The 25,549-nt window shown below is 40.1% G+C and carries 21 protein-coding genes and 1 riboswitch; of the genes, 3 read left to right on the top strand and 18 right to left on the bottom strand.

The genetic code is table 11. The features are described 5' to 3' along the window. Positions 1 to 146: 146 nt before the first annotated feature. The 6 genes from ACYVHJ_RS01060 to ACYVHJ_RS01035 are packed head-to-tail and all read right to left on the bottom strand — an operon-like array spanning position 147 to position 4,627. Entirely contained in the window at positions 147 to 1,097 is a 951-nt protein-coding gene (locus ACYVHJ_RS01060; protein ID WP_460511764.1) for a glycosyltransferase family 2 protein, read from the bottom strand. Next, positions 1,097 to 2,059 (bottom strand): glycosyltransferase family 2 protein, encoded by a 963-nt coding sequence (locus ACYVHJ_RS01055; protein WP_460511762.1) that lies wholly within the window; start codon positions 2,057 to 2,059, stop codon positions 1,097 to 1,099. Before ACYVHJ_RS01055 ends, ACYVHJ_RS01060 begins: the two co-directional genes overlap by 1 nt. 7 nt (positions 2,060 to 2,066) lie before the next feature. Next, entirely contained in the window at positions 2,067 to 2,618 is a 552-nt protein-coding gene (locus tag ACYVHJ_RS01050; RefSeq protein ID WP_339905852.1) for a DUF4199 domain-containing protein, read from the bottom strand. Positions 2,619 to 2,629: 11 nt separating this feature from the next. Continuing rightward, the gene (locus ACYVHJ_RS01045; RefSeq protein ID WP_460511760.1) at positions 2,630 to 3,145 is read right to left on the bottom strand and encodes a DUF4199 domain-containing protein; all 516 of its coding nucleotides are present in this window, start codon (positions 3,143 to 3,145) and stop codon (positions 2,630 to 2,632) included. After that, complete coding sequence (locus ACYVHJ_RS01040; RefSeq protein WP_460511758.1) at positions 3,138 to 4,385, bottom strand: dihydroorotase; 1,248 nt, start codon at positions 4,383 to 4,385, stop codon at positions 3,138 to 3,140. The genes ACYVHJ_RS01045 and ACYVHJ_RS01040 overlap by 8 nt, the downstream gene beginning before the upstream one ends. A 38-nt stretch (positions 4,386 to 4,423) precedes the next feature. Next, a complete protein-coding gene (locus tag ACYVHJ_RS01035; protein WP_460511755.1) occupies positions 4,424 to 4,627 on the bottom strand; it encodes a hypothetical protein in 204 nt (67 codons plus the stop codon). A 308-nt stretch (positions 4,628 to 4,935) separates the two neighbouring features. Between ACYVHJ_RS01035 and ACYVHJ_RS01030 the strand changes: the two genes are divergently transcribed. Further along, positions 4,936 to 5,178, top strand: a complete 243-nt coding sequence (locus ACYVHJ_RS01030) for a hypothetical protein (protein ID WP_460511753.1) — start codon at positions 4,936 to 4,938, stop codon at positions 5,176 to 5,178. Between the two features lie 874 nt (positions 5,179 to 6,052). Here ACYVHJ_RS01030 and ACYVHJ_RS01025 read toward each other — a convergent pair. The 11 genes from ACYVHJ_RS01025 to ACYVHJ_RS00975 form a co-directional block, all read right to left on the bottom strand. Further along, positions 6,053 to 6,784, bottom strand: coding sequence for a tetratricopeptide repeat protein (locus tag ACYVHJ_RS01025; protein WP_460511751.1), 732 nt, complete (start codon positions 6,782 to 6,784; stop codon positions 6,053 to 6,055). Then, complete coding sequence (locus ACYVHJ_RS01020) at positions 6,781 to 8,205, bottom strand: CCA tRNA nucleotidyltransferase (RefSeq protein WP_460511749.1); 1,425 nt, start codon at positions 8,203 to 8,205, stop codon at positions 6,781 to 6,783. The genes ACYVHJ_RS01025 and ACYVHJ_RS01020 overlap by 4 nt, the downstream gene beginning before the upstream one ends. Next, a complete protein-coding gene (locus ACYVHJ_RS01015; protein ID WP_460511747.1) occupies positions 8,202 to 8,666 on the bottom strand; it encodes a hypothetical protein in 465 nt (154 codons plus the stop codon). Before ACYVHJ_RS01015 ends, ACYVHJ_RS01020 begins: the two co-directional genes overlap by 4 nt. Positions 8,667 to 8,798: 132 nt before the next feature. Continuing rightward, on the bottom strand, positions 8,799 to 9,752 hold the full coding sequence (gene metF / locus ACYVHJ_RS01010; RefSeq protein ID WP_339904128.1) for a methylenetetrahydrofolate reductase [NAD(P)H]: 954 nt from the start codon (positions 9,750 to 9,752) through the stop codon (positions 8,799 to 8,801). Between the two features lie 110 nt (positions 9,753 to 9,862). Continuing rightward, positions 9,863 to 12,577 (bottom strand): methionine synthase, encoded by a 2,715-nt coding sequence (gene metH / locus ACYVHJ_RS01005; protein ID WP_460511744.1) that lies wholly within the window; start codon positions 12,575 to 12,577, stop codon positions 9,863 to 9,865. Between the two features lie 4 nt (positions 12,578 to 12,581). After that, positions 12,582 to 13,625 (bottom strand): homocysteine S-methyltransferase family protein, encoded by a 1,044-nt coding sequence (locus ACYVHJ_RS01000; protein ID WP_460511742.1) that lies wholly within the window; start codon positions 13,623 to 13,625, stop codon positions 12,582 to 12,584. 77 nt (positions 13,626 to 13,702) lie between these two features. Beyond that, a riboswitch (SAM riboswitch) is annotated at positions 13,703 to 13,804 on the bottom strand. A gap of 276 nt (positions 13,805 to 14,080) precedes the next feature. Next, positions 14,081 to 15,388, bottom strand: coding sequence for a hypothetical protein (locus tag ACYVHJ_RS00995; RefSeq protein WP_460511740.1), 1,308 nt, complete (start codon positions 15,386 to 15,388; stop codon positions 14,081 to 14,083). A 78-nt stretch (positions 15,389 to 15,466) separates the two neighbouring features. Further along, positions 15,467 to 19,420 (bottom strand): PAS domain S-box protein, encoded by a 3,954-nt coding sequence (locus tag ACYVHJ_RS00990; RefSeq protein WP_460511738.1) that lies wholly within the window; start codon positions 19,418 to 19,420, stop codon positions 15,467 to 15,469. A 261-nt stretch (positions 19,421 to 19,681) separates the two neighbouring features. Then, the gene (locus tag ACYVHJ_RS00985; protein WP_460511736.1) at positions 19,682 to 19,930 is read right to left on the bottom strand and encodes an NAD(P)H-dependent oxidoreductase subunit E; all 249 of its coding nucleotides are present in this window, start codon (positions 19,928 to 19,930) and stop codon (positions 19,682 to 19,684) included. A 2-nt stretch (positions 19,931 to 19,932) separates the two neighbouring features. Next, a complete protein-coding gene (locus tag ACYVHJ_RS00980) occupies positions 19,933 to 21,132 on the bottom strand; it encodes a DUF819 family protein (RefSeq protein WP_460512233.1) in 1,200 nt (399 codons plus the stop codon). 50 nt (positions 21,133 to 21,182) lie between these two features. Then, complete coding sequence (locus ACYVHJ_RS00975) at positions 21,183 to 21,824, bottom strand: NUDIX hydrolase (RefSeq protein ID WP_339903728.1); 642 nt, start codon at positions 21,822 to 21,824, stop codon at positions 21,183 to 21,185. Positions 21,825 to 22,042: 218 nt separating this feature from the next. On the opposite strand from ACYVHJ_RS00975, the gene aceK reads away from it, so the two are divergent. Next, on the top strand, positions 22,043 to 23,770 hold the full coding sequence (aceK, locus tag ACYVHJ_RS00970; RefSeq protein WP_460511734.1) for a bifunctional isocitrate dehydrogenase kinase/phosphatase: 1,728 nt from the start codon (positions 22,043 to 22,045) through the stop codon (positions 23,768 to 23,770). 1 nt (position 23,771) lies between these two features. Here aceK and ACYVHJ_RS00965 read toward each other — a convergent pair whose 3' ends face one another. Next, entirely contained in the window at positions 23,772 to 24,287 is a 516-nt protein-coding gene (locus ACYVHJ_RS00965; RefSeq protein WP_339905052.1) for a gamma carbonic anhydrase family protein, read from the bottom strand. A gap of 483 nt (positions 24,288 to 24,770) precedes the next feature. Here ACYVHJ_RS00965 and ACYVHJ_RS00960 point away from each other — a divergent pair, with 483 nt between their 5' ends. Continuing rightward, positions 24,771 to 25,493, top strand: a complete 723-nt coding sequence (locus tag ACYVHJ_RS00960) for a YceI family protein (RefSeq protein WP_339905050.1) — start codon at positions 24,771 to 24,773, stop codon at positions 25,491 to 25,493. Positions 25,494 to 25,549 lie beyond the last annotated feature (56 nt).

The raw sequence follows: 25,549 nt of genomic DNA, 5'->3' as shown, positions 1-25,549 counted from the left end.
AAGAAGCTCATCATGGCTCACTTCGACAGGCTCAGTGGCCGGAAGACAGGGGACTTTAACAGGCTCAATGGCCGAAAGGTAGGGGACTTCGACAGGCTCAGGGGCCGGAAGCAACGAAGTACCATCCTTGGATAACTCCAAAAAAACTATTTAAGAAAAGTATTGAAGACTTCCTTTAGCACTCCCGTACCATAACCTATCAATTGGCCATAGGAGGTCAATACTGCTAAAAACCTGGACTTAGCTCCTCCTTTGGCACTAATCAATACCGCCATGGTCCAGAGGAAATAAGCGGCGGCCATCAGCCATCCCAATGGCTTCAAATACAGGAAACCGATAGGCAGAAACACTAGGCCCAGTAAAAACAACATGGGCAGTAAATGTACCGGTTTGAGCGCATCTTTGTGAAAGCGGGTAATGAATACACGGTTTCTACCAAATTGGTGACTTTGACGGATGAAGGAGAAAAAATCATTTTTACGATGGTGGTAAACAAAAGCCTCCTCTACCAATTCCAGCTTATAGCCTGCTTTCTTAATGCGAATGCTGAGCTCTATGTCTTCAGCCATATTGGGATGAACAAAACCACCAAGATTCGCATAAACTACCCTGGAAAACCCCATATTGTAACCACGGGCCTGATATTTTGCCGGATTCTTCATTTTGCCCCGAATCCCTCCGGTGGTCCAAAAAGAAGTCATGCTGAAATTCATGGCTTTTTGCCAGTCAGAAAAGTCCTCCCCTGCATCATCCGGTCCGCCATGCGCATCCAAACGCCGGGAAATAAGGGCTGTGTTGAGAATGCTAAAATAATCGGGGGGAATCACACAGTCGGAATCAAAGAAAACGAAATAATCTCCCTTTGCCAATTCCATGCCCTTATTGCGGGCAAAACCTTGCCCTGTATTATTCTGGTAGCAATAATGGATTGAAAGTAGCGCTTCAAAACCATTGGCAATGGGTTGGGAGGACAAATCTGAACCATCATCCACCACAATTACCTCAAAATCAGTAAAGGACTGCTTGCATAAACTTTGGAGTAGTTTTTGCAGTTCCTCGGGGCGATTGTAAACCGGGATGATTACAGAAAACCGCATTATTCCTCAGAATTAATTTCCTCGGCAATGGTGTAATCGCTTTTATGAGCATTATTTGAAGTCATCATTTCTGCCATAAACCCGGTAAGAAACAATTGCACGCCTACAATTAAGGCAACCAATGCGAGGAAAAACAAGGGTTGATCGGTTATTTCCCTGACCTTTATACCCTTGCTGAGTCCGGATATTTTTTCGTAAATCAACCACAGGGTGATGACAAATCCGCTTATAAAAGAGAGTGAGCCCATGGTACCAAAAAAATGCATGGGCCTCTTTTTGTACCTGTTGACAAAAGACACTGATATAAGGTCCAGAAAGCCATTGATAAAGCGCTCCAAACCAAACTTTGTGTTGCCGTATTTTCTTGGGCTGTGGGTCACTTCTTTCTCCCCAATTTTCCCAAAGCCATTCCATTTGGCAATCAGAGGAATGTATCGGTGCATTTCCCCGTAAATCTCTATGTTTTTCACAACTTTATTGGCATAGGCCTTTAGACCACAATTAAAATCATGGAGCTTGATACCTGAAATTAGCCGGGTCACCCCATTGAATAACCTGGAAGGAACGGTTTTAGAAATGGGGTCATGTCGTTTTCTTTTCCATCCACTTACCAGGTCATACCCTTGCTCGGTAATCATGCGGTAAAGGGCCGGCACTTCCTCAGGACTGTCTTGCAAATCTGCATCCATGGTTACCACTACCTCCCCCTGGGCTTTTGAAAAGCCAATATTCAAGGCCGCGGATTTCCCATAGTTTCGGAGAAACTTTACAGCCTTGATATTACTGTTTTTTTCTGAAAGTTTTTGAATTACCTCCCAGGAGCTGTCTCTGGAACCATCATCAATATAAATGGCTTCATAATCCAGCGCATTGGACACCATCACCCTATCTATCCAAGCCTGCAGTTCAGGCAATGATTCTTCTTCGTCAAAAACAGGAATGATGATTGAAATTTGGGGCATAGGTCAATTAAAAATCTGTTGATTTGTCTCTTTTTTTAATAATGGCACCGAGGATTAGGGAGAGGATGGCATAAATGAACAAAGAAATACCAAAACCTGAAATTTGTCCGCCAATTGTAAATTGATCTTCCAATTCCATTCGCATTTCCTTGATTTGCTCACTAGAAAGACTGTCTGCTGCCCCAAAACTATCCATTAGGTCCATCATGTTTTCAAGTTGCACTTTTACCAGAATTTCTGCAAGCTCCGGATTAATCACTTGATACAATAGGATATTGCCAAAGGTGGTTATCAATCCGGAGACAATTAAAGTCACAAAGGCAAATTGGAAGGCGGTGCCAAAGGTCATAAAACCTCCTATATCTTTGCGGTATTGTAAGCCAAAGTAAATTACCATGCCAAAAAACAAAGCAAAGACGGCAAAACCATACCAGGCTGAAACCAAATAGCTATAGTTGATAAAATAAATGACAAAGGTGAGGGTCACCATCACCAGACCAACAATTAATCCGGAATTGAGGGCTGCTTTCGTTGGGGATGTTTTTTCATTTTGTTCCATAATAGAGAGTTTTAAAATTCAACGTTCCTCTTTAAAATTATGGAAATTATGATGGTAAAGAACAGTCCGGGGAATATTTTTCTCAAAAAATCATTTATCGCCACATCAAACACTGTCATTTCTGAAATGTTTGCATAGGTTTCTTCATAGGCTGCAACATTTAATTGCTCCTCCAAAACTTCTTTATTATCACTCATCAAGGTCAAGTTGATTTGTTTGAAGGTAGTGAACAAGTCCATGTCCAACTGTATACTTCCCAATATATACAAGGCAGACAGTCCGGCAATGATGGTGTAAGTAAAAAAACCTACCGTCATGCCTTGACCAAAATACAAGTTGCCTCCATTATAATTATCCCGGAAGTTTTTGATGCCAAAAAACACAAAGATGGGTATGACCAAGTACCCAAATATAAGGTTCATGCTCAATGGCTCAATGTCCAAAAAATAAATCGTCAAGAAGCCTAAGAAACAAAGTCCTCCACCATAAAGTCCGAATGGCAATGCAGCTTTTAAATACCTATTCATTAATTCCCTCCATTTTACCCCTGTTGATGAGGTATTTTACTTTCCCTTTTAAGGATTGGTTGTAATAAGGATTGTTGCTTGCCAGGGAAGCATTGCTTTTGGCATCAAATAGCCATTCTTCATTGGGATCAAAAACCGTAAGGCTGTCCCAAGAATCACTTCTATTGCCTAAAATGGTTTGAGGTCCCTTGGTTAACTTTTCAATCAGCAAAGGGAAGCCTAATTTTTCAGCTAACTTAACCAGGGCAGGAACAAAAGTTGGCAAGCCGGCCATCCCAAATGGGGCTAGGTCAAATTCCATATTTTTGGCATCCAATTCATGTGGGATATGGTTGGATACCAAGGCATCGATTGTACCATCTACCAAGGCTTCAATTAAGCCCTCCTGTTGTTTTTTTCCACGAAAAGGAGGCATTACCTTTAAATTGGTATCAAAACCCAACAAATCTTCCTCTGAAAAAAGTAACTGGTAGATAGACATGTCAGCAGTCACTGCCAAGCCTTCTTTTTTGGCTTGGCGAATATGTGCCAAAGCTCCAAGTGTGCTGATGGCCTGAAAGTGCAACCTTCCACCGGTATACCTCAATATTTCCAGGTTTTTTTGAACGGCTACTTCTTCTGCTAAATCAGGAATTCCCTTTAATCCCAGCATGGTGGAAGGGATTCCTTCATGCATCTGGCCAAAAAGGGCAAGCATGGGGTCCTGTGATTGATCAAATAAGACCCCGTCAAATTTCTGTAAGTACTGTAAAGCTTTCATCATCCGGTCTGAATGTGAAAGGGAAACCAATCCTTCTCCAAAAAGCTTTACGCCATATTGGTTAAGGTCCAGCATTTCCGTAAGTTCTTTCCCTTCAAAGTTTTTGGTGACAGCCGCTTGAATATGAAAGGTAGGAAACAAAAATTGGGTATGGCTTTTTAAATAGGCCACCTCACTTTTGGATTGAATGGGAGGGTTACTGTTTGGAAGAAGCACAGCTTCGGTCATTCCTCCCTGACAAAGGGCTTTGGAGAGGCTCTCTAAGGTTTCTCGGTATTCTTGACCGGGTTCACCTGATAAACACCTTAAGTCTGTCCAGCCTTTGGAACCCAATAAACCCTTGCAATCTAATAGTATTTCATCTTCGGCCGGGGTATCAGTGCTTACTGGATGTATGGTTTTTCCATCAAATATATAATCAGCGGCAGGTAGGATTTCTTTTTCTGTGATGATTTTTAGTGACTGGAAGCGTACGGTCATGAGCTGTTTTTATTTTTGCAAAACTGCAATTTTATTCCCTAAAATGGAAATAAAAGCGGAGGAAAGCCCGAAGCAATTCTTATTTTACTTCTCTCTCTATCCCTGAACATCCTGTAGCTATTATTTTTCCTGAAGAACACCAGTTCACATAAAATGATCTTTACTCCTATTTGAAGTGTGATTTTGTCAGCATTGTTGCAGAAATAAGGCAACAATGCCGCCAAAATCAAGTGAACGTTCATTTACCTTACCACGGGTTTTACCCGTGGCTATTGTCCTGTCAGCCCTTCAGGCTTCTTGATACTCTTTATTGTTAATGTCTTTTTAAGGATTAATATAGGGGCTGCTGATTTCCGTGATGTCAATGGAGAAACCAAACCCTTGGCGGAGCTGAAGGAGTGGGTGGTTTGGATACGTTAACTTAAGGCTTCGACTCCGCTCAGCCACCGGTAAAGAAAATTCGTTTTAAAACCTCATTCCCCAACGCCCCCTTAGTCAAAGGAGGATTTGTGGAGGAAACGGAATTCTTTGAAAAATCGGATTCGTAAGTGTGATTTTGTCAGCATTGTTGCAGAAAAATGGCAACAATTCCGCCAAAATCAAGGGGGCGTTGGTTTACCTTACCACGGGTTTTACCCGTGGCTATTGTCCTGTCAGCCCTTCAGGCTTCTTGATACTCTTTATTGTTAAGGTCTTTTTAAGGATTAATGTAGGGGCTGCTGATTTCCGTGATGTCAATGGAGAAACCAAACCCTTGGCCGAGCTGAAGGAGTGGGTGGTTTGGATACGTTAACTTAAGGCTTCGACTCCGCTCTGCCACCGGTAAAGAAAATTCGCTTTAAAACCTCATTTCGCAACGCCACCTTATTCGGGAGGGGATTTACTGAAGAACCAAAATCCTTTGAAAAATCGGATTCGTAAGTGTGATTTTGGCAGCATTGTTGCAGAAAAAGCGCAACAATGCCGCCAAAATCAAGTGAGCGTTAATTTACCTTACCACGGGCTTTACCCGTGGCTATAATCCTGTCAGCCCTTCAGGCTTCTTGATACTCTTTATTGTTAATGTCTTTTCCAGGATTAATGTAGGGGCTGCTGATTTCCGTGATGTCAATGGAGAAACCAAACCCTGAGCCGAGCTGAAGGAGTAGGTGGTTTGGATACGTTAACCTAAGGCTTCGACTCCACTCAGCCACCGGTAAAGAAAATTCGTTTTAAAACCTCATTTCGCAACGCCACCTTATTCGGGAGGGGATTTACTGAAGAACCAAAATCCTTTGAAAAATCGGATTCGTAAGTATGATTTTGTCAGCATTGTTGCAGAAAAAAGGCAACAATACCGCCAAAATCAAGTGAGCGTTCATTTAACTTACCACGGGCTTCACCCGTGGCTATAATCCTGTCAGCCCTTCAGGCTTCTTGATACTCTTTATTGTTAATGTCTTTTTAAGGATTAATGTAGGGGCTGCTGATTTCCGAGATGTCAATGGAGAAACCAAACCCTGAGCCGAGCTGAAGGAGTGGGTGGTTTGGATACGTTAACTTAAGGCTTCGACTCAGCTCAGCCACCGGTAAAGAAAATTCGTTTTAAAACCTCATTCCCCAACGCCCCCTTAGTCAAAGGAGGGTAAGCCTGTCACGACTGGATAAGCATCCCTAAGCGAATAAATTTATTGCAAACCTGCCAGATTTTCTTTGGCCAATTCGAAATCCGGATTAACTGCCAAAGCTGCTTCAAATGCTGTTTTGGCATCTGCATTACTTCCTTGCTCTTTGTAAATCAATCCTTTTAAATTTTCTGCTGCGGCTGTCATGCTAACTTCCTGCATTCCATTGTTTTCGCCCTTGGGAAAATTCAATTTTTGCTCAGCCGCTTTGTTGTCCTTGATCAGCATATTTACTGAATTGAGGGCTTCGTCGTATTTTTTCAGGGTGTACTGCAAATAACCTGCTTTATACAAGCTAAATAAATCTCCTGACAATAGGTGTAAAGACTCGAAATGTGGCAAGGCACGTTCTAAGGCTCCCAACTGCTCTAGAGAAAAAGCTGCCACTTCCAAAGCAGTCAGGTTTTTGTCATTTCTCTCCAACAGATCCAAAGACACAAGGGCTGCTGAACCATATTGTTCCATTTCAAAATACATGGAAGCCAGTGTTTCCGCGTAAACAAGGTTACCGGGATTTCTTTCCATCAGCTCATAAAGCTTAATTTTCGCCACTGATGCATCATTGTATCGCATGGCCAGTGAATATATCCTGTTGTCAACATCATTTTTAGCTTTATTGCTTTCGCTTGTTTCTTTGGTCTCAGGAGCAGCGGGTGTAGCTTCCTGAGCAAAGGAAAAACTTTGTGCACCGATGCACAGCAACAAAATCAATACGGCAAATTTCATTTTCATCATTTATCAGTGTTGTTTACTATTCCTTTTTTTGCAGCTAACTTGTACATTAACTCCAAGGCTTCATTTTTATTGTTCTGTATTTGTCCTTCCAGGATTGCTTCTTTGATTTCTTCTTTCAAATCACCAACCACCCTAGAAGGTTTTAATCCAAATATAGCCATGATTTCGTCACCAGTCACAGGAGGTTGGAAATTTCTTACTTGATCTTTTTCTTCTACCTCTTGAAGCTTAAGTTCCACCCTATCAAAATTAGCCAAAAATCTTTTGACTTTATTGTTGTTTTTTGAGGTGACATCAGCTCTACAAAGTTGCATTAAATCATCCACATCGTCTCCCGCTTCGAAAAGCAATCTTCTTACTGCAGCGTCTGTCACCTTATCATTAACCAAAGCAATGGGCCTTAGGTGCAATTTTACTAATTTTTGCACATATTTCATCCTTTCGTCCATGGGAAGCTTTAATCTTCTAAAGATTCCGGGTACCATTCTGGCACCTTTGTCTTCATGGCCATGAAAGGTCCAGCCCACTTTTTGATTGAATCTTTTGGTAGGTGGCTTGGCAATGTCATGCATAATGGCTGCCCACCTTAGCCAGAGGCTATTCGATCTTGCCGCAACATTGTCCAGCACTTGAAGGGTATGATAAAAATTATCCTTGTGGGACTTGTCACCTACAGAATCCACCCCTTGAAGGGCTACCATCTCCGGAAAAAACTCTTTCAATAAGCCACTTACAAACAACAACTTAAACCCGTAGGAGGGCTTATCCGTCATAATGATTTTGTTCAACTCCACGATGGTCCTTTCCCCGGAGATGATGGACATTCGATGTGCATTATTGATGATCCCATCAAAGGTATTTGCTTCAATATCAAACTTCAATTGGGCAGCAAACCTAATGGCCCTCATCATGCGCAAAGGATCATCCGAAAAAGTTATATTGGGGTCTGTAGGCGTTCGAATGATTTTGCGTTTCAAATCTTTTATGCCATTGTAGGGGTCTAATAATTCCCCAAAATTATTGGCATTTAAACCTATGCCCAAAGTGTTGATGGTGAAATCTCTTCGTTCCTGGTCTTCTTCCAGCGTACCGGCCTCTACTTTTGGTTTCCTGGAATGGGTTTGGTAAGATTCTTTTCTAGCCCCTACAAATTCCAGTTCCCAGTCATCCACTTTTATCATGGCAGTACCAAAATTTTTGAAGACTGAAACCTGAGGTTTGTTTTCTAAGGCGGCAGCTACTCCTTTAGCCAGCTTGATTCCATCCCCAATGCACACAAAATCCAAATCCTTGCATGGCCTTTTCAATAGAAGGTCCCTGACAAAGCCTCCTACTACGTAGGTTTCCATTCCCAAACTATCCGCTACCCGGCCGACCTCCTCAAAGGTTTTAATATTATCTATAGAATTTGACAGATTCATCCATTTATTATTTTCACACGACCATCTTCATATAGCCCCATAAGCTTAGATTTCCGTGTAAAGGGAAAAGCCTGGGTCCCTTTAATCGTTGAAGGTCCTACTTCCGCTTTCCATTGTAAGAAAACAATTTCTCCAATTTGCTGAAGTATTAGCTTCCAGTAGGGAACGCCTACCAATGCAAATTTAATTAATCCTCCGGATTTACCCTTATTTATATTCCAGGACGGCTGTGGGCTAAGGAAAATAGTTTCATCAGCGGCATATTCTACAATGTCCAAGGCGATCTCTGAAAAGTTACCTACCAAAGATTTCAATTGATAAATTTCATGGATCAAAAAACATCCTTCCATTTCTGGTGTCCATTGCTCCACTTTGATCCATTCAAAACTCAAGCCATTGGGATCTTCAAAACTTATCTTACCGTCTAAGGAAAACTGTTTGCTAATCTCTTTATTGTCCACTATTTCGGTTTTAATGGTATAGGTCTATTTTATTTTTTGAATGGAGCACTAGAAATAAAACACATTTAAGTCAATAAAAGTGCTCCATTTAAACCAAAAGCATGCCGCTATCAAAGGTTGAGGTTAGGTAAACTAAAAGACCTCTTTGGCTACTTTATAAGTGGTGTCCGCCTTGCTCATGGTATAATAATGGAGGGTAGGCACTCCATATTTAATCAATTCTTTGCTTTGCTGAATGGCCCATTCTATCCCTACCGCTTTCACGTCTGCATTACTTTTACATTTTTCCAAGGCGGTCAATAAATCGTCCGGCAAGTCCAAAAAGAAGGTTTTGGGCAAGTTTACGATTTGAGACAAAGTGGTTATGGGTTTTAAGCCGGGTATAATGGGCGCATCAATTCCTGCTGCCCTTACCTTTTCTACAAAATCAAAGTATTTCTGATTGTCGAAAAACATTTGGGTAACGATATAATCAGCTCCTGCATCAATCTTAGCTTGTAATTTTTTCAAATCAAAATTGAGGCTTGGTGCTTCAAAATGCTTTTCGGGGTAGCCTGCTACCCCTACACAAAAGTCCGTTTGAAAACCTATTTCGGTTTCGTCATGCAGGTATTTCCCCTGATTCATTCCTATGATTTGCTCTACTAGTTGAGAGGCATAGTGATGTCCATCTTTTTCAGGAACAAAATGTGACTCCAATTTGGGCGCATCACCGCGCAAAGCCAATACATTTTCTACTCCAATAAAATACAAATCAATCAGTGCATTTTCTGTTTCTTCTTTAGTAAATCCTCCACACAATAAATGCGGTACTGCATCCACTTTAAACTTGTTCATAATGGCAGCGCAGATCCCCACCGTTCCGGGCCTTTTTCTGGTACTTATTTTTTCTAACAGTCCATTGGCATGTTTCTTATACATGTATTCCTCCCTGTGATAGGTCACATCTATAAAAGGTGGGTTAAACTCCATAAGGGGGGTTATACCATCGAGCAGGTTGGTTAAACTCTGTCCTTTTAATGGAGGAAGAATCTCAAATGAAAAAAGTGTTTTATCTGCGTTTTTTAAGTATTCGGTGACTTTCATGATTTTGTATTAAATGCTCTTTAAGGTTGGTACTTAAAAAGCTTAAATTTATTGCCAATAATATTACCTGTACTCATGGGCCTACCTGGCCCAATGGTTTGTATGTCTTCCTATCGAGGTTCCGAAGTCAATTTGGGCGTATAGGCCAAATTAGGTGAAAGCCATTTTTCAGCCTGAGCGGTAGACACACCTTTTCTTCGGGCATAATCTGCTACCTGGTCTTTACTAATTTTCCCCAGACCAAAATACCTGCTTTCTGGATGACCGAAGTAATAACCACTCACTGAAGAAGTTGGGTACATGGCAAAGCTGTCGGTAAGTTTCATCTCAGCATTTTTTTCCACTTCCAATAAATCAAAGAGGGTTCTTTTTTCTGAATGTTCCGGACATGCAGGGTACCCCGGTGCAGGTCGGATCCCTGTATAATTTTCCTTGATTAACTCTTCATTTTCTAAGGACTCATCCGGTGCATAACCCCAATATTCTTTTCTCACCAACAGGTGAAGGTATTCCGCAGCTGCTTCTGCCAAGCGGTCGGCCATGGCTTTTAACATGATGTCATTGTAATCATCCCCCTGTTCTTGAAACTCCTTGAGCTTTCCTTCTATATTTAGGCCCGCAGTCACTGCAAATCCACCCATATAATCGGTACTGTCCGGGTGAATATAATCGGCCAAAGAACGGTTGGGAATCCCCCTACCTTTTTTACCCTGTTGCCTTAGAAAGTGGAAAGAATACGGTTTTCCCTCAGTATAAGCAGGATCAACCACCAAATCATCACCAGATCTTTGTACCGGAAACAAACCAAAAACTGCATTGGCTGTCAACCAGCCTTCGTTCACAATGCGGTCTAACATCTTGTTGGCATCATTGTATAATTTGAGTGCCTCTGCCCCGACTACCGGGTCTTTCAAAATCTTTGGAAACCTACCTGAAAGCATCCAGGTACTGAAAAAGGGTGTCCAGTCAATATAATTTCTAATAATGGAAAGGTCCATATTCTTCAGCACCGTCACCCCCAGTTTTTTTGGTTTTACCGGAGTATAATTGCCCCACTCTATGGCCACCGGATTGGCTTTGGCTTCATTATAGGTAGCCATCTGCTTCACCTCCTGCTTGGCTGCATGAACTTCCCTTAACTTTTGGTAGGTGGCTTTGATTTCCTGTTTATAGGCGTCTTTGGTTTCTTTGCTGATGGCCTCCCCTGCCACAGGAACTGACTTGGAAGCATCTGCCACATGGACAACGATGCCACTGTAAACCGGATCGATCTTCACGGCAGTGTGAATCCTGGAAGTAGTTGCTCCACCTATCAGCAATGGAATATCCAAACCTCTTCTTTCCATTTCTGATGCCACGTTGACCATTTCATCCAAGGAAGGGGTAATCAAGCCACTCAGGCCGATTATATGGGCATCATTGTCCAAAGCTTCCTGAATAATTCGTTCCGTTTCAACCATCACCCCCAAGTCTATGATCTTGTAAGAATTACAGGCCAATACCACTCCTACTATGTTTTTACCAATGTCATGCACATCTCCTTTTACCGTTGCCAGTAAAATTCGCTTCACATTGTCTTCTTGCTCTCCTGTAGTCTCGTTGGTGCCCGGTAGGGGCATAAAGGGCTCGAGGTAGGCCACCGCTTTTTTCATTACCCGGGCACTTTTCACTACCTGAGGCAAAAACATTTTTCCTTCCCCAAAAAGATCTCCAACAACATTCATCCCATCCATCAGTGGGCCCTCAATTACCTTCAAGGCATCTATTAATTGCAGTCTCGCCTCCTCTGTATCCTCGATGATATAATCCAATACTCCTTTGACCAGGGCATGTTGAATTCTCTTCTCTACGGGCAGGCTTCTCCAGGCTTCATCTGCTTTGCCTTTCTTTCCCTGGGATTTTACGGAGTCTGCAAAATCCAGTAATCGCTCCGTTGCATCTTCACGTTTGTTCCACATTACATCCTCCACTCTTTCTAGCAGGTCTTTGGGGATGTCGTCATATATCTCCAACATGGAAGGATTGACGATACCCATATCCATGCCATGCTGTATGGCATGATACAAGAATACTGCATGCATGGCTTCTCTTACCGGATTATTGCCCCTAAAAGAGAAAGAGACATTACTAACCCCTCCACTAACTTTTGCTCCGGGAAGGTTTTCTTTGATCCATTTGGTGGCTTTGAAAAAGTCCACTGCATTGTTTTTATGTTCGTCCATTCCGGTGGCCACCGGAAATATATTTGGGTCGAAAATAATGTCTTGTGGATTAAAGTTTATTTTATCCGTGAGCAAGTCGTAGGATCTTTTACAAATATCGATACGTCTTTGGTAGGTGTCTGCTTGCCCTTTTTCATCAAAGGCCATGACTACCACAGCCGCACCAAACTTTTTAATGGTTTTGGCTTGAAACAAAAATTCTTCCTCCCCATTTTTCAGACTGATGGAGTTGACAATTCCTTTGCCTTGAATACATTTAAGTCCAGCCAAAATAATTTTCCATTTGGAACTGTCGACCATCACGGGTATCCTGCTTATTTCGGGTTCGGATGCCACCAGATTCAGGAATTTAACCATGGCTGCTTCTCCATCAAGCATGGCCTCATCCATGCAGACATCCAGAATTTGTGCCCCTCCTCGCACTTGGTCCAAAGCTACTTCCAGGGCTTCATCATAGTTGTCATTCAATACTAATCTTGCAAACTTCTTAGAGCCTGTGACATTGGTACGCTCACCAATATTCACAAAATTTAAGGATTCATTAAAAATCAGTGGCTCTAACCCTGATAATTGCAAGGTGGATATTTTAGTAGGTTTACTCATTAAATTAATCTTCTTCCGTTAAAACGTGCTGATTTCTGGGTGGGTATTTACTCGCAGAAGCTGCCAAAGCAGCAATATGTTCCGGGGTTGTTCCGCAACAACCGCCTACTATATTGACCCAGCCTTCTTTTAAAAACAGGTTTACTTCTTTATCCATTTCTTCCGGACCCTGATCGTATTCTCCAAACTCATTGGGAAGACCTGCATTGGGGTAAACACTTACATGGAAAGGTGATTTGTCTGACAAGACCTTTAGATAGGGTCTAAGCTCTGCTGCGCCCAAAGCACAATTTAAGCCTACACTTAGTAAAGGAACATGAGCGATAGATATTAAGAATGCCTCGGTGGTTTGTCCTGAGAGGGTTCTTCCCGAAGCATCAGTGATGGTTCCCGAGACCATTATGGGAATGCCTCCTTCGGAAGGTTCCAAAGGTAATCCTCGCTTTTCATAAACTTCCTGAATGGCAAAGATAGCTGCTTTAGCGTTTAAGGTATCAAATACTGTTTCTACCAATAAAGTGTCTACACCTCCATCCAATAGGCCTTCTACCTGCTCAGCGTATGCACTTACCAATTGGTCAAAGCTTACAGCTCGAAATCCCGGGTCATTTACATCCGGAGAAAGGGAGGCAGTTCTGTTGGTTGGCCCAATCGCTCCAGCGACAAATCTTGGTTTGTCGGGTTCGTTGGCAGAGAATTCGTCTGCCACCTCTCGGGCGATCTTGGCAGACTCAAAATTGAGTTGATAAGCCAGTTCAGCAAGTCCATAGTCTTCTTGGGCAATGGTGGTACTGCTAAAAGTATTGGTTTCAACAATGTCTGCACCCGCTTCAAAATAGGCCTTATGTATAGCTTTGATGATGTCCGGCCGTGTCAAAGATAGCAAGTCATTGTTACCTTTTAATGATTTTTTGACAGTGGCAAGCTCTTGATTTCTAAAATCCTCCTCCTTAAGCCCATACCTTTGAATCATGGTACCCATAGCACCATCCAATATCAAAATGCGCTTTTGTAATTGTTGAAGTAATAAGTTGGTTCTGTTTGCCATGTGAATCGTATATTAAAATAAAAAAGCTTATACGAGCATGAACCGATGTAAAACTAGAGCATATTTCTAACTTTTGCGGCTCATCTTTATCCGGCATTTCCGGAACGGGAATTAGCACCTTGTCAACTCAGGTTGCTAAGACATCATAGGGCCCTACCCTCAGTCTTTCTCGATAAGCGATTCAAAAGTAACATGAATTCAGTAAATAAGTTCTTTTTTTTGTGAAAATCTTTAATAACCTATAGAGATATAGGGTTTAACAAATGCATCCAACCAGATAAATTGAACAAATAGGAGAAATCAATAACTATAATTTCTGAAATCAAATTTGCCTCATGACTTTTTGAAACAAATAAATTTTGGATGTACTCCTACTATTCTTTAATATAAACTGCTCAAATATAATGTACTTCCCTCCCATCAAACTTAAAATCTCAAGCAGGAGGATGGAACCTTTAGGGCCTAATTCCAAGACCAATTTGAAAATAGGGTCCGGCCATATAACTGCTCATATTCAAATCCCCAAATTTGTACTTATTCAATGGCTGTTCGTATCCTGCATGGGCCGAGGAAACCACCCTAAACATCTTTTTAAAGACCGGGATGGCGTAAGCCACCATCACCTCGGTTTTTGCCATTAAGCCACTGCTTTTCAAGTAGCCATCGTAATCCGGTTCTTCAAATAAAGCAGGAAAATCCGGCTTGTTATCCTTAGAAAGAGTATATCGTACATTGCCATATCCCAAGCCTGCCAACACCCCAAGCTCAAGGTTTCTCATTTTATAAAGCTGATAGCCATAGTTACCGTATAACCTCACACTGTTTAAGGTGTGGTCTTGATTTTCACTGGCTCTTCCGGAATTGGCTATATTGAAAACATCAAATGAATACAACCATCTTCGATTTCCTCCAATGATCTTCATGCCAAAATTATTTGGCTGGTCTTTAAAAGGCATCAAGCCATTGTTGGCCAAGTAATCATTTAGCATGTCGGGCTTTGTAAAGTTATAGCCATAAAAAAAATGGGCACCAATTCCTGCATCAGGAAAAAACAGGTTTTTGTCAGGCATTGACAAACCTGCGCCCAACCGAAAAAAGGCTCCGCTTTGTAGGTTATCGAATGTGACGTTGTTCATTCCCCAAGCCCCTTCAAAAGGGCTAAAGGAATAGCCAAACTTTCCCAAAATCCCAACCGTTTCTTCAAGCCCGGGAAGGCTAAAATCATATCCAAACTGGAAACCTATTTCAGTTAAAAAGCCGCCAAAATTTTGCGTACCCTTTTGGATGTTACGTTCCCTCAAAATAAAACCCTGTGCAGGTTGCTGTAAAAATGCGCTAAAATCTTCAACATTTCTCTGATCTTTTAGCATTTCAAAATTTACATACCCTGCACCTAAAGACATATAATGGATAAGATGGAAGTTACTTTCCTGGGTAAGCGCATAGCCAACGTTCATGTAAAACCGGGTACTCCTATTGTCTATAACATAATCTCTGTAATAGGAATTTGCACCGGTATTTTGATAGAGTTCAAACCCCAATATAAAATCAGACAATCTGTATTGATAACCTACTCCCAGGGTGGTATATCCTCCTCTCAGGTTTGAAATGCCTTTGTCAGCAAGCATCTCGTTGAATTCTCTGATATTTGCTCCCGAGGTACCGGCCAATACATAAATGGTAGACCGTTCAGAAACATCGCCTTGGGCATGTAGATTAAAGGCTATCCCCAACCAAAGGGGTATGTATAAAATCCATCTCATAGGTCTAATTAAAGATGCAAAGATATAATTTTAGCTGGGGAATCTTGTTACCGTTTAACCATAAAAATCTATATGATATCAGAGATAATTAATTATTTTGCCGTATAAATTCTCAGGAGTAAATGGTTTGGAAACGTAATCGTCCATACCTGAAGCTTCAAGCTCATCCTTCACTTCCAGTAAAGAGGCGGCTGTGAGGGCTATAATGGGAACATTTCTTTTCTCAACCAGATCAAGTTTACGAATAATTTTTGCCACTTCAAAACCATCCATTTCGGGCATTTGCAGATCGAGTAGTACCAAATCGAAATCGTTTTTGATAAAGCAATCCAAGGCTATCTTTCCATTATCAGCAAATTTTATTTCTCCCACACCCCATTTGGATAGGTATTTTCTTAATAAAACTTGGTTTACAAGGTTGTCTTCAGCCACCAGTATTCTTTTGTCTCCAAGGTGATCGTCTTTTACCACTTCCTTTGTTTTGGACTTGCGCATGGACTCTTCCTGCACTTGAAACCTTATTTCAAACCAAAAAGTGGACCCTTCACCCAACTTGGACTCCAGATGAATGTCTGTACCAAATAATTTGGTAAGCTTTTTCACTATAGCCAGACCTAAACCCGTACCTCCATATTTCCTGGTGGTATCTGAACTTGCCTGGGTAAAAGCATCAAAAATACTATCTACCTTACTTGGGGCAACCCCTATTCCCGAATCTTTTACTGTAAACCGTAAGTTTACATGATCTTCTTCCTTTTCTACCAGTTCTAATATTATTTTAATAAATCCCTTGTCTGTAAACTTAATCGCATTACTAATCAGGTTATTCAAAATCTGAGCAATTCGCACGGGATCCCCAATAAGGGTGTTGGGAATAGAAAAGTCAGGCTCATAAATAATTTCCAAAGCCTTGTCTCGGGTTTGGTAACTGTAAGAATGAATAATCCTATTGATTAAATTCTTGGGCTCAAAAGGTACTCGCTCTAAAATCAGTTTTCCGGAATCTATTTTATTAAAGTCTAGAATATCATTAATTAACCCCAGGAGATTTTCTGCAGAAAATTGTAAAGTTCTCAAATTTTCCAATTGATCCTCTCGAGGTTTGTCTTCAATCAAAAGATGTGAAAGCCCGATCACCGCATTCATTGGTGTCCTTATTTCGTGGCTCATTACGGATAAAAATTGACTCTTTGCATTCAAAGCAGCCTCAGCTTTTTCTTTGGCCTTGTATAGCTCATTCTGGGTTTCTTTTAATTTTGTAATGTCTCTGGCGATCCCTGTGTAATACCTGATTTCATTCTTCTCATCTCTGATAACCTTACCGCTGGAGCTAAAAATCCGGTAATGCCCTTGCCTATGCCTTAATCTAAACTCGAATATAGGGTGTTCCTCGAAATAATTAATAGAACTTGCATTCCCCTCCTGCAATACTTGGGCATCCTCAGGATGAAGGTAATCTGTAAAGTCACCGCTTGTAAATTCATAGGTCTCGTAGCCTAAAAACTGCTTGATATTTGGGGAGACATAACTAAGTTCTAATTGTGCAGTGATGGAAAATATGATTTCAGTAGACTCTTCTACCAGGCTTCTGTACTTTATTTCGCTCTTTTTCAGCTCTTTTTTGGCTACATACTCTTCTGATATATCCCTTACAATCCCTAAAATATATTCCAATTGGTCATTTTTAAAGATGGGTTTGGCCGTTAACTCATAGATTCTCCCAAGGTAGTTTAGGGTATCAGAAAGGGTTTTTTTCTTGTTCACCGCATTGGTAACAAGTGGCTCTACCACTTTGCGCGTCACGGTATGTACATCTGAAATTTTCCTTCCTTCAAAATAAGATTTACCAAAACCCCAGTTGTCGAAATTTAGACCTTCGGCCACCAAGTACCTTAAATTTTTATCAATTAAAAATACATTGGTATAAGGAATATTGGACGCAAGCACCCGGTACCTGTCTTGAATTTTTTCAATTTCAAGCCTGTCGTTTTTTCTATCGGTAACATCATGAAACAAGCCTTCAAAAAGCACCACATTTCCATCGTTGTCAAATTTGGGACGAATTTTATCCTCCACCCATTTATAATTACCCTCAGCAGTTAAAAACCTATACTCCCTACTGTATTGCTTCTTTTCTCCCTGTAGGAGTTCTTTTTCAAAAGTGCAACGATCATCTGGGTGAATAAAGTCTTTTAAACTTCGGGCTTCCTCCACCAGGTTTTCTGAAAGGTATCCAAACTGATTAATGTTTTCTGTAATATAGGAGATTTTGAAGCCTTCATTCGGCTCAACTTCAAACAAAACGGCAGGACTATTCTCAATAATCAGCTTGGCCTTTTTTGCCATTTCTTCCCGCTGTATTTTGGTGGTAAGGTTCCTCACCAAAAAAGAGTAACCGATTTTTTCTGTCTCTGCATTTTGAATGGGTTTGACAGAAACCTCATAGGGTTGAACATGCCCTGAATTATCAAGTATCTGAAGTTCTTCTACACAGGTCCCCGAATCAGAAGCTTTTTCAATTAATTGTTGAAAAGAAATGGCTTGATCATTGGTGATTTTAAAAAAGTCGCTGATCTTTCCACCTTGACCGTTTTGAAAAGGTTCTCCTTCGAAAATCGCCACCTCATTCATATAAACCACCTTCAGGCTGAGGTCTGTCACATAAATTGGTTCATTTACTTGGGCCAGAATTTGGGATTCGAACAACAATCGTCGCTCAACAGTTTTTTTCTCAGTAATGTCGTTACAATAACCAAAAACCTCTAAATTACTTTTAGTGGTGAGTTGATTGATCTGAATAAGGTATGAAATGTGTTTTTCCTTCCCATTAGGGTTGGTGAACACAAATTCACCGGAAACAGATTTTCGGTGAGCCAGCGCTTCCTGAACTTTGGCCTTGACACCTTCCCTATCCGGAGAAGAGATAAGTGACAGGAATTCGCCTACTTCTAATACATCTAAAGACGGATCCAAATCAAAGATTCTGTTGATACCTTTGGAAAGAAAAATCTTCCTGCCAGTATTCTGCAATCTCCAAGACCCAGACTTGGCCAAAACCTCAGTAGAGCTAAGTAATTTCTCATTTCGAAACAGCTTGGATTTGGTTGAACGATGGATCACTGCAGCCCCAAATACATCAGCCAATTGCCTGATGCCAAACCTATTCTTATGCTTAGGTGTCCAGTTGGGTTGGACCTGGGCAGAACTTAATGTAAATAAGCCTAAAAGGTTGTTATCCGCAAAAATAGGGACAATGATATAGGCTGTGAAACCAAATTTCTCTGCAATTAATGCCTCGAAGGTTTCTTTGTATTCAGATTTATTCAAATCGCCTACAGCAATAAATCCTGAGTTTTTTAAATTGTTTATAAAAGCCTGTTGTCCTTCAAGGGATATGGTTTGGTTTATTTTAAGTATCCCTGCATCAGGATTTGTCTTGTATTCAAAAAAACATTCAAGTTGTTCTAACTCATGATTGACGTAAAAAAAATTTCCTACGTCTGCTCCTTGAAATCGGACTACCATGGCCAGGGATTTAAGAAATACCTTGTCCCATTCTTCCTCTGTAGCATTTAGAAATGCAGTGGATATTTCATTGACCTGCTGATCAAATTCCAGCTTTCCTTTTAAAAACTCTGTAGCATCTTCTTGTCCCAATGAGATCGTTTGCTCATTATCTAACAAAAGTTCTTTTGAGTGATTCAACGCTCCTTCTAGAAATTTTCCATTGGCCACACAAATTTTACCTTTACCATCAATTGTCTTTCCTTCTACCCTGATTTGAAGTCCCAGCTTCTGGTCTATATGAGCATAACTACGGAATTGAGCTTGAGATGGATCTTCAAAAAATGAACGTACATCGGTAACCAAGCCTTCAAAATTAGACAAATAATTTTCCCATAATCCTTCCTCCGCTAATTGACTTAGCCAATTACCGCTTGAAAATATCACTTGGCTGTCATCAAATACCAAAAATAAATCAAGACTTTTTTCATTGCCTTGAAAGAGATTTTTATAAAACTCTTTTTCCATGATTAAAATCAGGTATTAACCTGTCACAATGCTAAATTAAAAACTGAAAACACTAAGTATTGGATTTCATAGGTTTAAACCTATAAGTTACTAACAATATTCAAATCTCTAACTATTTCTATCAAAAAAACTAAGTATCAAATGATTACTAGAACTTAATAAGCAAAAATTATTAAAACACCGTAAAGATACTCCGTAAATATTAGTCAGCCAATTATTTAAACGTTTATACAATAAAAATTCAATTGATTATGGTACTTTTCATAAAAGGTCTTTCATAAGGAATTGGACTATTTGATCAGTATCCCCTTTTTTAACCAACTGATTATTATATACAGCTATAGGTCCGGATTTACAACAATCCATACACTTGGTTTTTACCAATTTAAAATTCCCTTTCAAAGGAGCCCTATTCATGGCTTGTTTGAGTAATGAGGAAAATGATTTGTTATCATTTTTTTTACAATCTTTACCATTACAAATAAAAATATACTTTTTCCTGGGTTTCATAGTTATCCTCCAAAAGCCAATTGCAACAAAATGCCACATATATAAGCACCATAGGTACCAACACCATAACCTAACACAGCCAATAAAACGCCTACCGGGGCCAGTGCAGGATGAAAAGCAGAAGCAACTATCGGAGCAGATGCCGCTCCTCCTACATTGGCCTGAGAACCGATGGCTACATAAAAAAACGGTGCCTTAATTATAAAGGCTACAATAAGCATAAATAATATATGAAAACCCATCCAAATAATCCCTACTAAAAAATAAACTGGGTTATCTAAAACTGCAGCAAGGTCCATTTGCATACCTATGGTAGCCACCAGAATATAAAGCAAGACACTACCCATTCTGGATGCCCCTACATTTTCTAATTTTCTCCATCGGGTAAAAGACAAAATCAAACCTCCGGTAGTGGCTAAAATCACCAACCAAAAGAACTGGGAATCCAAGGAATAAGGTTTTAGCTCAGGATAATTCACACCAATAAAATCTCCCAAATAGGTCCCAAAGAAATGAGAACAACTGGTAATAAAAAAGCCAAGTCCCAAAATGCTCATGGTATCTGATAAGCCAGGGATTTTTACGTTATTCTTTTGTTGGATCTCTACTTTCTTCTTCAGAGCCGTAATGGCCGAGGTATCGGCCTTTAAAATTTTATCAAAGAAGCCTGGGTTACCTGCCCAATACAATAAAAAAGCCATCCATAGGTTTGCAACAATAACATCTACTGCAATCATCTGACTGAAAAGGGAAGGGCTGGCTCCAAATAGCTCCAACATAGCCGTTTGGTTGGCACTGCCTCCAATCCAGCTACCCGCAATTGTTGCAAGACCTCTCCATGTTTCATCAGCACCTATTCCTCCCAGTACTTCAGGAAAAAATTGAGCCACTAAAAATAAGGAAACCGGTCCCCCTATCACAATACCAAATGTTCCTGTCAAAAACATGATAAGCGCTTTGGGTCCTAATCTTGCGATGCTTTTGAGATCTATACTTAAGGTTAACAACACCAGTGAGGTAGGCAGTAAGTACCTGGACGCTACAAAATACAATTGAGAATCTTTTCCGGAAATTAGGCCTGTAGTATTGAACAAAGCCGGTAAAAAATAACACAATAATACCACCGGCACTACCCGGTATATGGCCTTAAAAATAGGGTGGGCACTTGCCGAAGTATAAAAAATTAATCCAAGTACTCCCATTAGGAGACCAAAAACTACTGCATCATTTGTTATCAGCGCACTTTCCACATTTATTTGATTTCTTTCCAAAGTGTTAAAAACTCACTTAATATCATGGCTGTAGCTCCCCAGACCACTTCTTGATTAATTTCGTAATAAGGCGCCTCAATCCTGTGACCTCCGGCTAAATCCATTCCCTTTTTCTTTACTATGGCCTCATCCGTCAATTCGTTAAAATTGCATAGGATAAGCCGATCGACTTCTCTTTTGTCAATTGAAAATGACGGAGATTTTAAAGAATAGCCAATAAATGGTTTCACCGAAAAATTACTTGGAGGTATGTAAAGATCAGTTAAAGAACCAATGATTTCAATGCTGTCACTTGGTACCCCAATCTCTTCCTCTGTTTCCCTCAAAGCTGTTACTCCTAAATCTTGATCTGTAAGCTCCTTCTTCCCTCCGGGCAAAGCAATCTGCCCACTGTGAACCCCTTCGTAAGTAGCCCTTTTGATAAATGGGACAAATATACTTTTTTGGTCTGGAGTAGGGCATATCAACATCAATACGGCACCTTTTCTGGCATTAACCATTTGCTGTTTATCAAATCGATCCAATTCAAGAGGTATCGGAGCCATTCGCTCCTGAGCCGGCCTTCCGGGCAAAGGCCCCTCCAAAACTTTTACCAAATTGTTTATCAAATGATTCAAATCCATATTCGGTGTTTTTTAAATTGAAAAAAGGCCTGAATATTATTCAGGCCTTTTTCACTTATCAAACCTATTAAACCTATTGTGTTTAATCTATAATAGAATAAACTCGAACGAAATTAAGGAATATATCTGCAAATCCAAAGGTTAATAATTTTGCAATAAAAAAATAATATTCTAATATCCACTTCTAATCTACTTCCAGACCAAAAGGCATAGCCATTATGAATAAAAAGCTTATTAAAAAAATAGTTGCAACAGTTTTAGATGGATATGATGCCTACATTCTTAATTTTAGACAAATTACCCAAAGAATTCCTAAAAACTTTAAAAATAAAGATTGGCAACAGCTACATGCCAACCACAAAGAAAGGCTACGTTTATATAAAGACCACCTAAAAAGTATTGTAGAGGCTTGTAAGGCTTTGCTACAAGAAGAGGTTGACAGCAAAGCAGTCTGGGCTGAAATCCGGAAAAGTTACTTACATGCCATTGCTTCTTATGATGATCGGGAGCTGGCCGGCACATTTTTTAATTCGGTTTTCAGGAAGGTATTCCCGGGAATGGTGATTGATGAGGCATTGATGTTTTATGATTTATCAGGTAGCGATGATAGAGGTAATGTAGACGAATCTTTATTTCGAAACTATCCGGCTCAAGTGGAACTGCATGATGCATTTACAAAAATTTTGGAAGATTTTGATTTTGGTGTTCCTTATTATCAAAAGGAAAAAGATATAAAATATTTAGTAGAAAGTGTTAAACAAGTAATTCTAACCAGGTATAAAGCAACAAAGGAAACCACCACGCAGGTATTAAGGGATGTTTTCTATCGCAATAAGGCAGCCTATTTAATAGGTAGAACTTATCTTGGTAATAAATGGATGCCATTTATAATCCCCCTCTTACACAATGAAAAAGGTATATTTGTCGATACACTTATTTTCGACCCTAACATAATGAGTGGAATATTCAGTTATACCAGGTCCTATTTTATGGCTCCAATAGCTATCCCGTCACAAACTGTCAATTTTCTCCAATCAGTTATCCAACATAAACGACCTTATGAGCTTTACAATGCCATAGGATTCAATAAGCATGGCAAAACAGCCTTCTATAAGGATTTCACAAACCACCTAAAGCAGAGTGAGGACAACTTTATTTTAGCTGAAGGCATCAAGGGCATGGTCATGACTGTCTTTACCCTTCCTTCGTCAAATATTGTATTTAAGTTAATTAAAGACCATTTTGAACCTCCTAAAAACATGACCAGACAGCAGGTAAAAGAAAAATACAAACTGGTGGGGCTTCACGACAGGGTAGGTAGAATGGCAGACACTCATGAGTTTGAAAATTTTAGACTTCCACTGAACAGGATTGACCCCTTGTTGATGAAAGAATTGAAAACCTATGTAAATTCTCTTTTGTCCATTGAGGGAGAAACACTTGTAATAAAGCACTTGTACATCGAACGTCGCTTGCGACCTTTGAACCTCTACCTGGAAACCTGCAGTCTGGAAGAAGCCAAGCATGCTGTAGATGAATATGCCAAAGCCATTTTACAAATGGCCCAGGCAAATATCTTTCCTGGAGACATGATGACCAAAAATTTTGGAGTAACGCGGCAAAATAGGGTGATCTTTTATGATTATGATGAAATAGAATTTCTGCATACCATGAATTTCCGGGCCAAGCCCAAACCCCAAACTTATGATCAGATTTATGCCTCAAGGCCTTGGTATGAAGTCAATGAAAATGATGTGTTCCCGGAAGATTTTAAACGCTTCATGATTGGCAGACAAGACGTAAAGGCCTACTTTATTGAAAACAACCCGCAATTGTTTGACCCTGAATACTGGAGTGGTATTCAAAACAAACTTAGAAAAGGAGAACTGATTCATGCCTTCCCGTACCCGGAATCCATGCGATTCCGACCGGATGAAACGGTCTAGATCATTCGTCTTTGTACCAGCTGGCATATTTAGGATAGTTGGAGGCAATTCTTGCAATGGCCTCCTTCATTTCTTTTCCGGTATCTTTCACCCGCTTTGCCGGAATTCCTGCATATATGCTGTCGCCTTCTACAATCGTCCCTGCCAATACAACAGCTCCTGCAGCAATAACCGCTCCTTCATTGACCACAGCATCATCCATAACAATAGCCCCCATTCCTATCATTACTCTATCCTTGATGGTACAGCCATGAACTATGGCATTGTGAGCAATGGATACTTCAGAGCCTATATTTACGGGAGATTTTTGGTAAGAACAGTGAATTACTGCCCCGTCTTGAATATTGGTATGATTGCCAATCTTTATATAATGTACGTCTCCTCTGATCACTGCATTGAACCAAACGGTGCAGTGATCTCCCATTATCACATCTCCGGTAAGGGTAGCATTGTCTGCTAACCAACATTCTTTGCCCCATTGGGGCGATTTGTCATTTACTTTTTTGATCAATGCCATGCTATCTAAATAATATTTAGGTTTTAAAAGGTTTAGCGAACCATCCCCTATTCAAAACATTACAATCGATTTAACTAGTGTAAGAATGTCCCATATAAAACTTGTTTGACACTCTATTTTCACTCACAATTTTAACACCTTATTTCTTAATCAAAGCATTAATTTATTTATTTTGATTATGAAATTGCCAGGTTAAAATCACCATAGACACATATAAATCTAAATAATTAATGAGAATCGTAGCAAAAATATCCGCAAAGTCCTGCACTGGATTTAGATTTTTTTATCACGAAATTAACTGATAATCCATGAATTACAGGATTTTTTTATAAAGAAGAAGGATATGCAAAGCTTAATTTGGATAAAGCTCTAATCTTGGTTAAATTAATTAAAATTTATTGAACCTTTTTATCTACAATTAGTTTAAGTGTATATACATTTAATTTTAGAACCAATCACAACTTATTAAATCAAACTATAACTATGAAAACAATTAAATTATCAGGTTTTTTACTGGCAGCAGCATTATTGACCTTTTCTTGTGGACAAAACAACAAAACAGTTGAAACTTCGGAAGCTCAGGAAGAGGCTCAGTCTAGTGGTGAAACATTACAATTGGACACCAATTCAAGTACAGTAAATTGGAGGGGGTATAAGCCTACTGGTCAGCACCATGGAATTATCCCTGTCACAGATGGCGAAATTTCGGTAGAAGGAGATGCCATAACTTCCGGAGAGTTCACTTTCGACATTACTAAATTAGAGATCCATGATTTAGAGGAAGGAAGTGAAAACCATGGCAAGTTGTGGAATCATTTACAATCTGATGACTTTTTTGATGCGGCCAATCATCCTCAAGCTACATTTGTAATCACAGAAGTTTCTCCTTATAGTTCTGGTGATGCCATCGAAGATCAAGAACAGTTTGAAACAGAGAATACGCCTAAAGGCGAGTCTGAACTGGCACCTGCTTCACCTACTCATTGGATCAGTGGAAACCTAACCATGAGAGGAACAACCAAAAATATTAAATTCCCTGCATCAGTTTCTATGACAGATGGAAGTGTTTCCGCTCAAGCCGGATTTAACATCGATAGAACGGAATGGGGTTTAGCATATGGTGATGAAGCCACAGCTGTAGACAAAACCAAAGACAAATTTATTTACAACTCTGTAAGTGTGAACTTTGACATCAAAGCCAACTAATAGTATTGGTATATCTAAATTAATATTTGATAGGGGGATAATTTTATTCCCCTTTT

Source organism: Cyclobacterium sediminis, assembly GCF_054781075.1.
The sequence above is the reverse complement of the archived record's forward strand: the minus strand, read 5'-3'. Positions and strand labels throughout refer to the sequence as shown.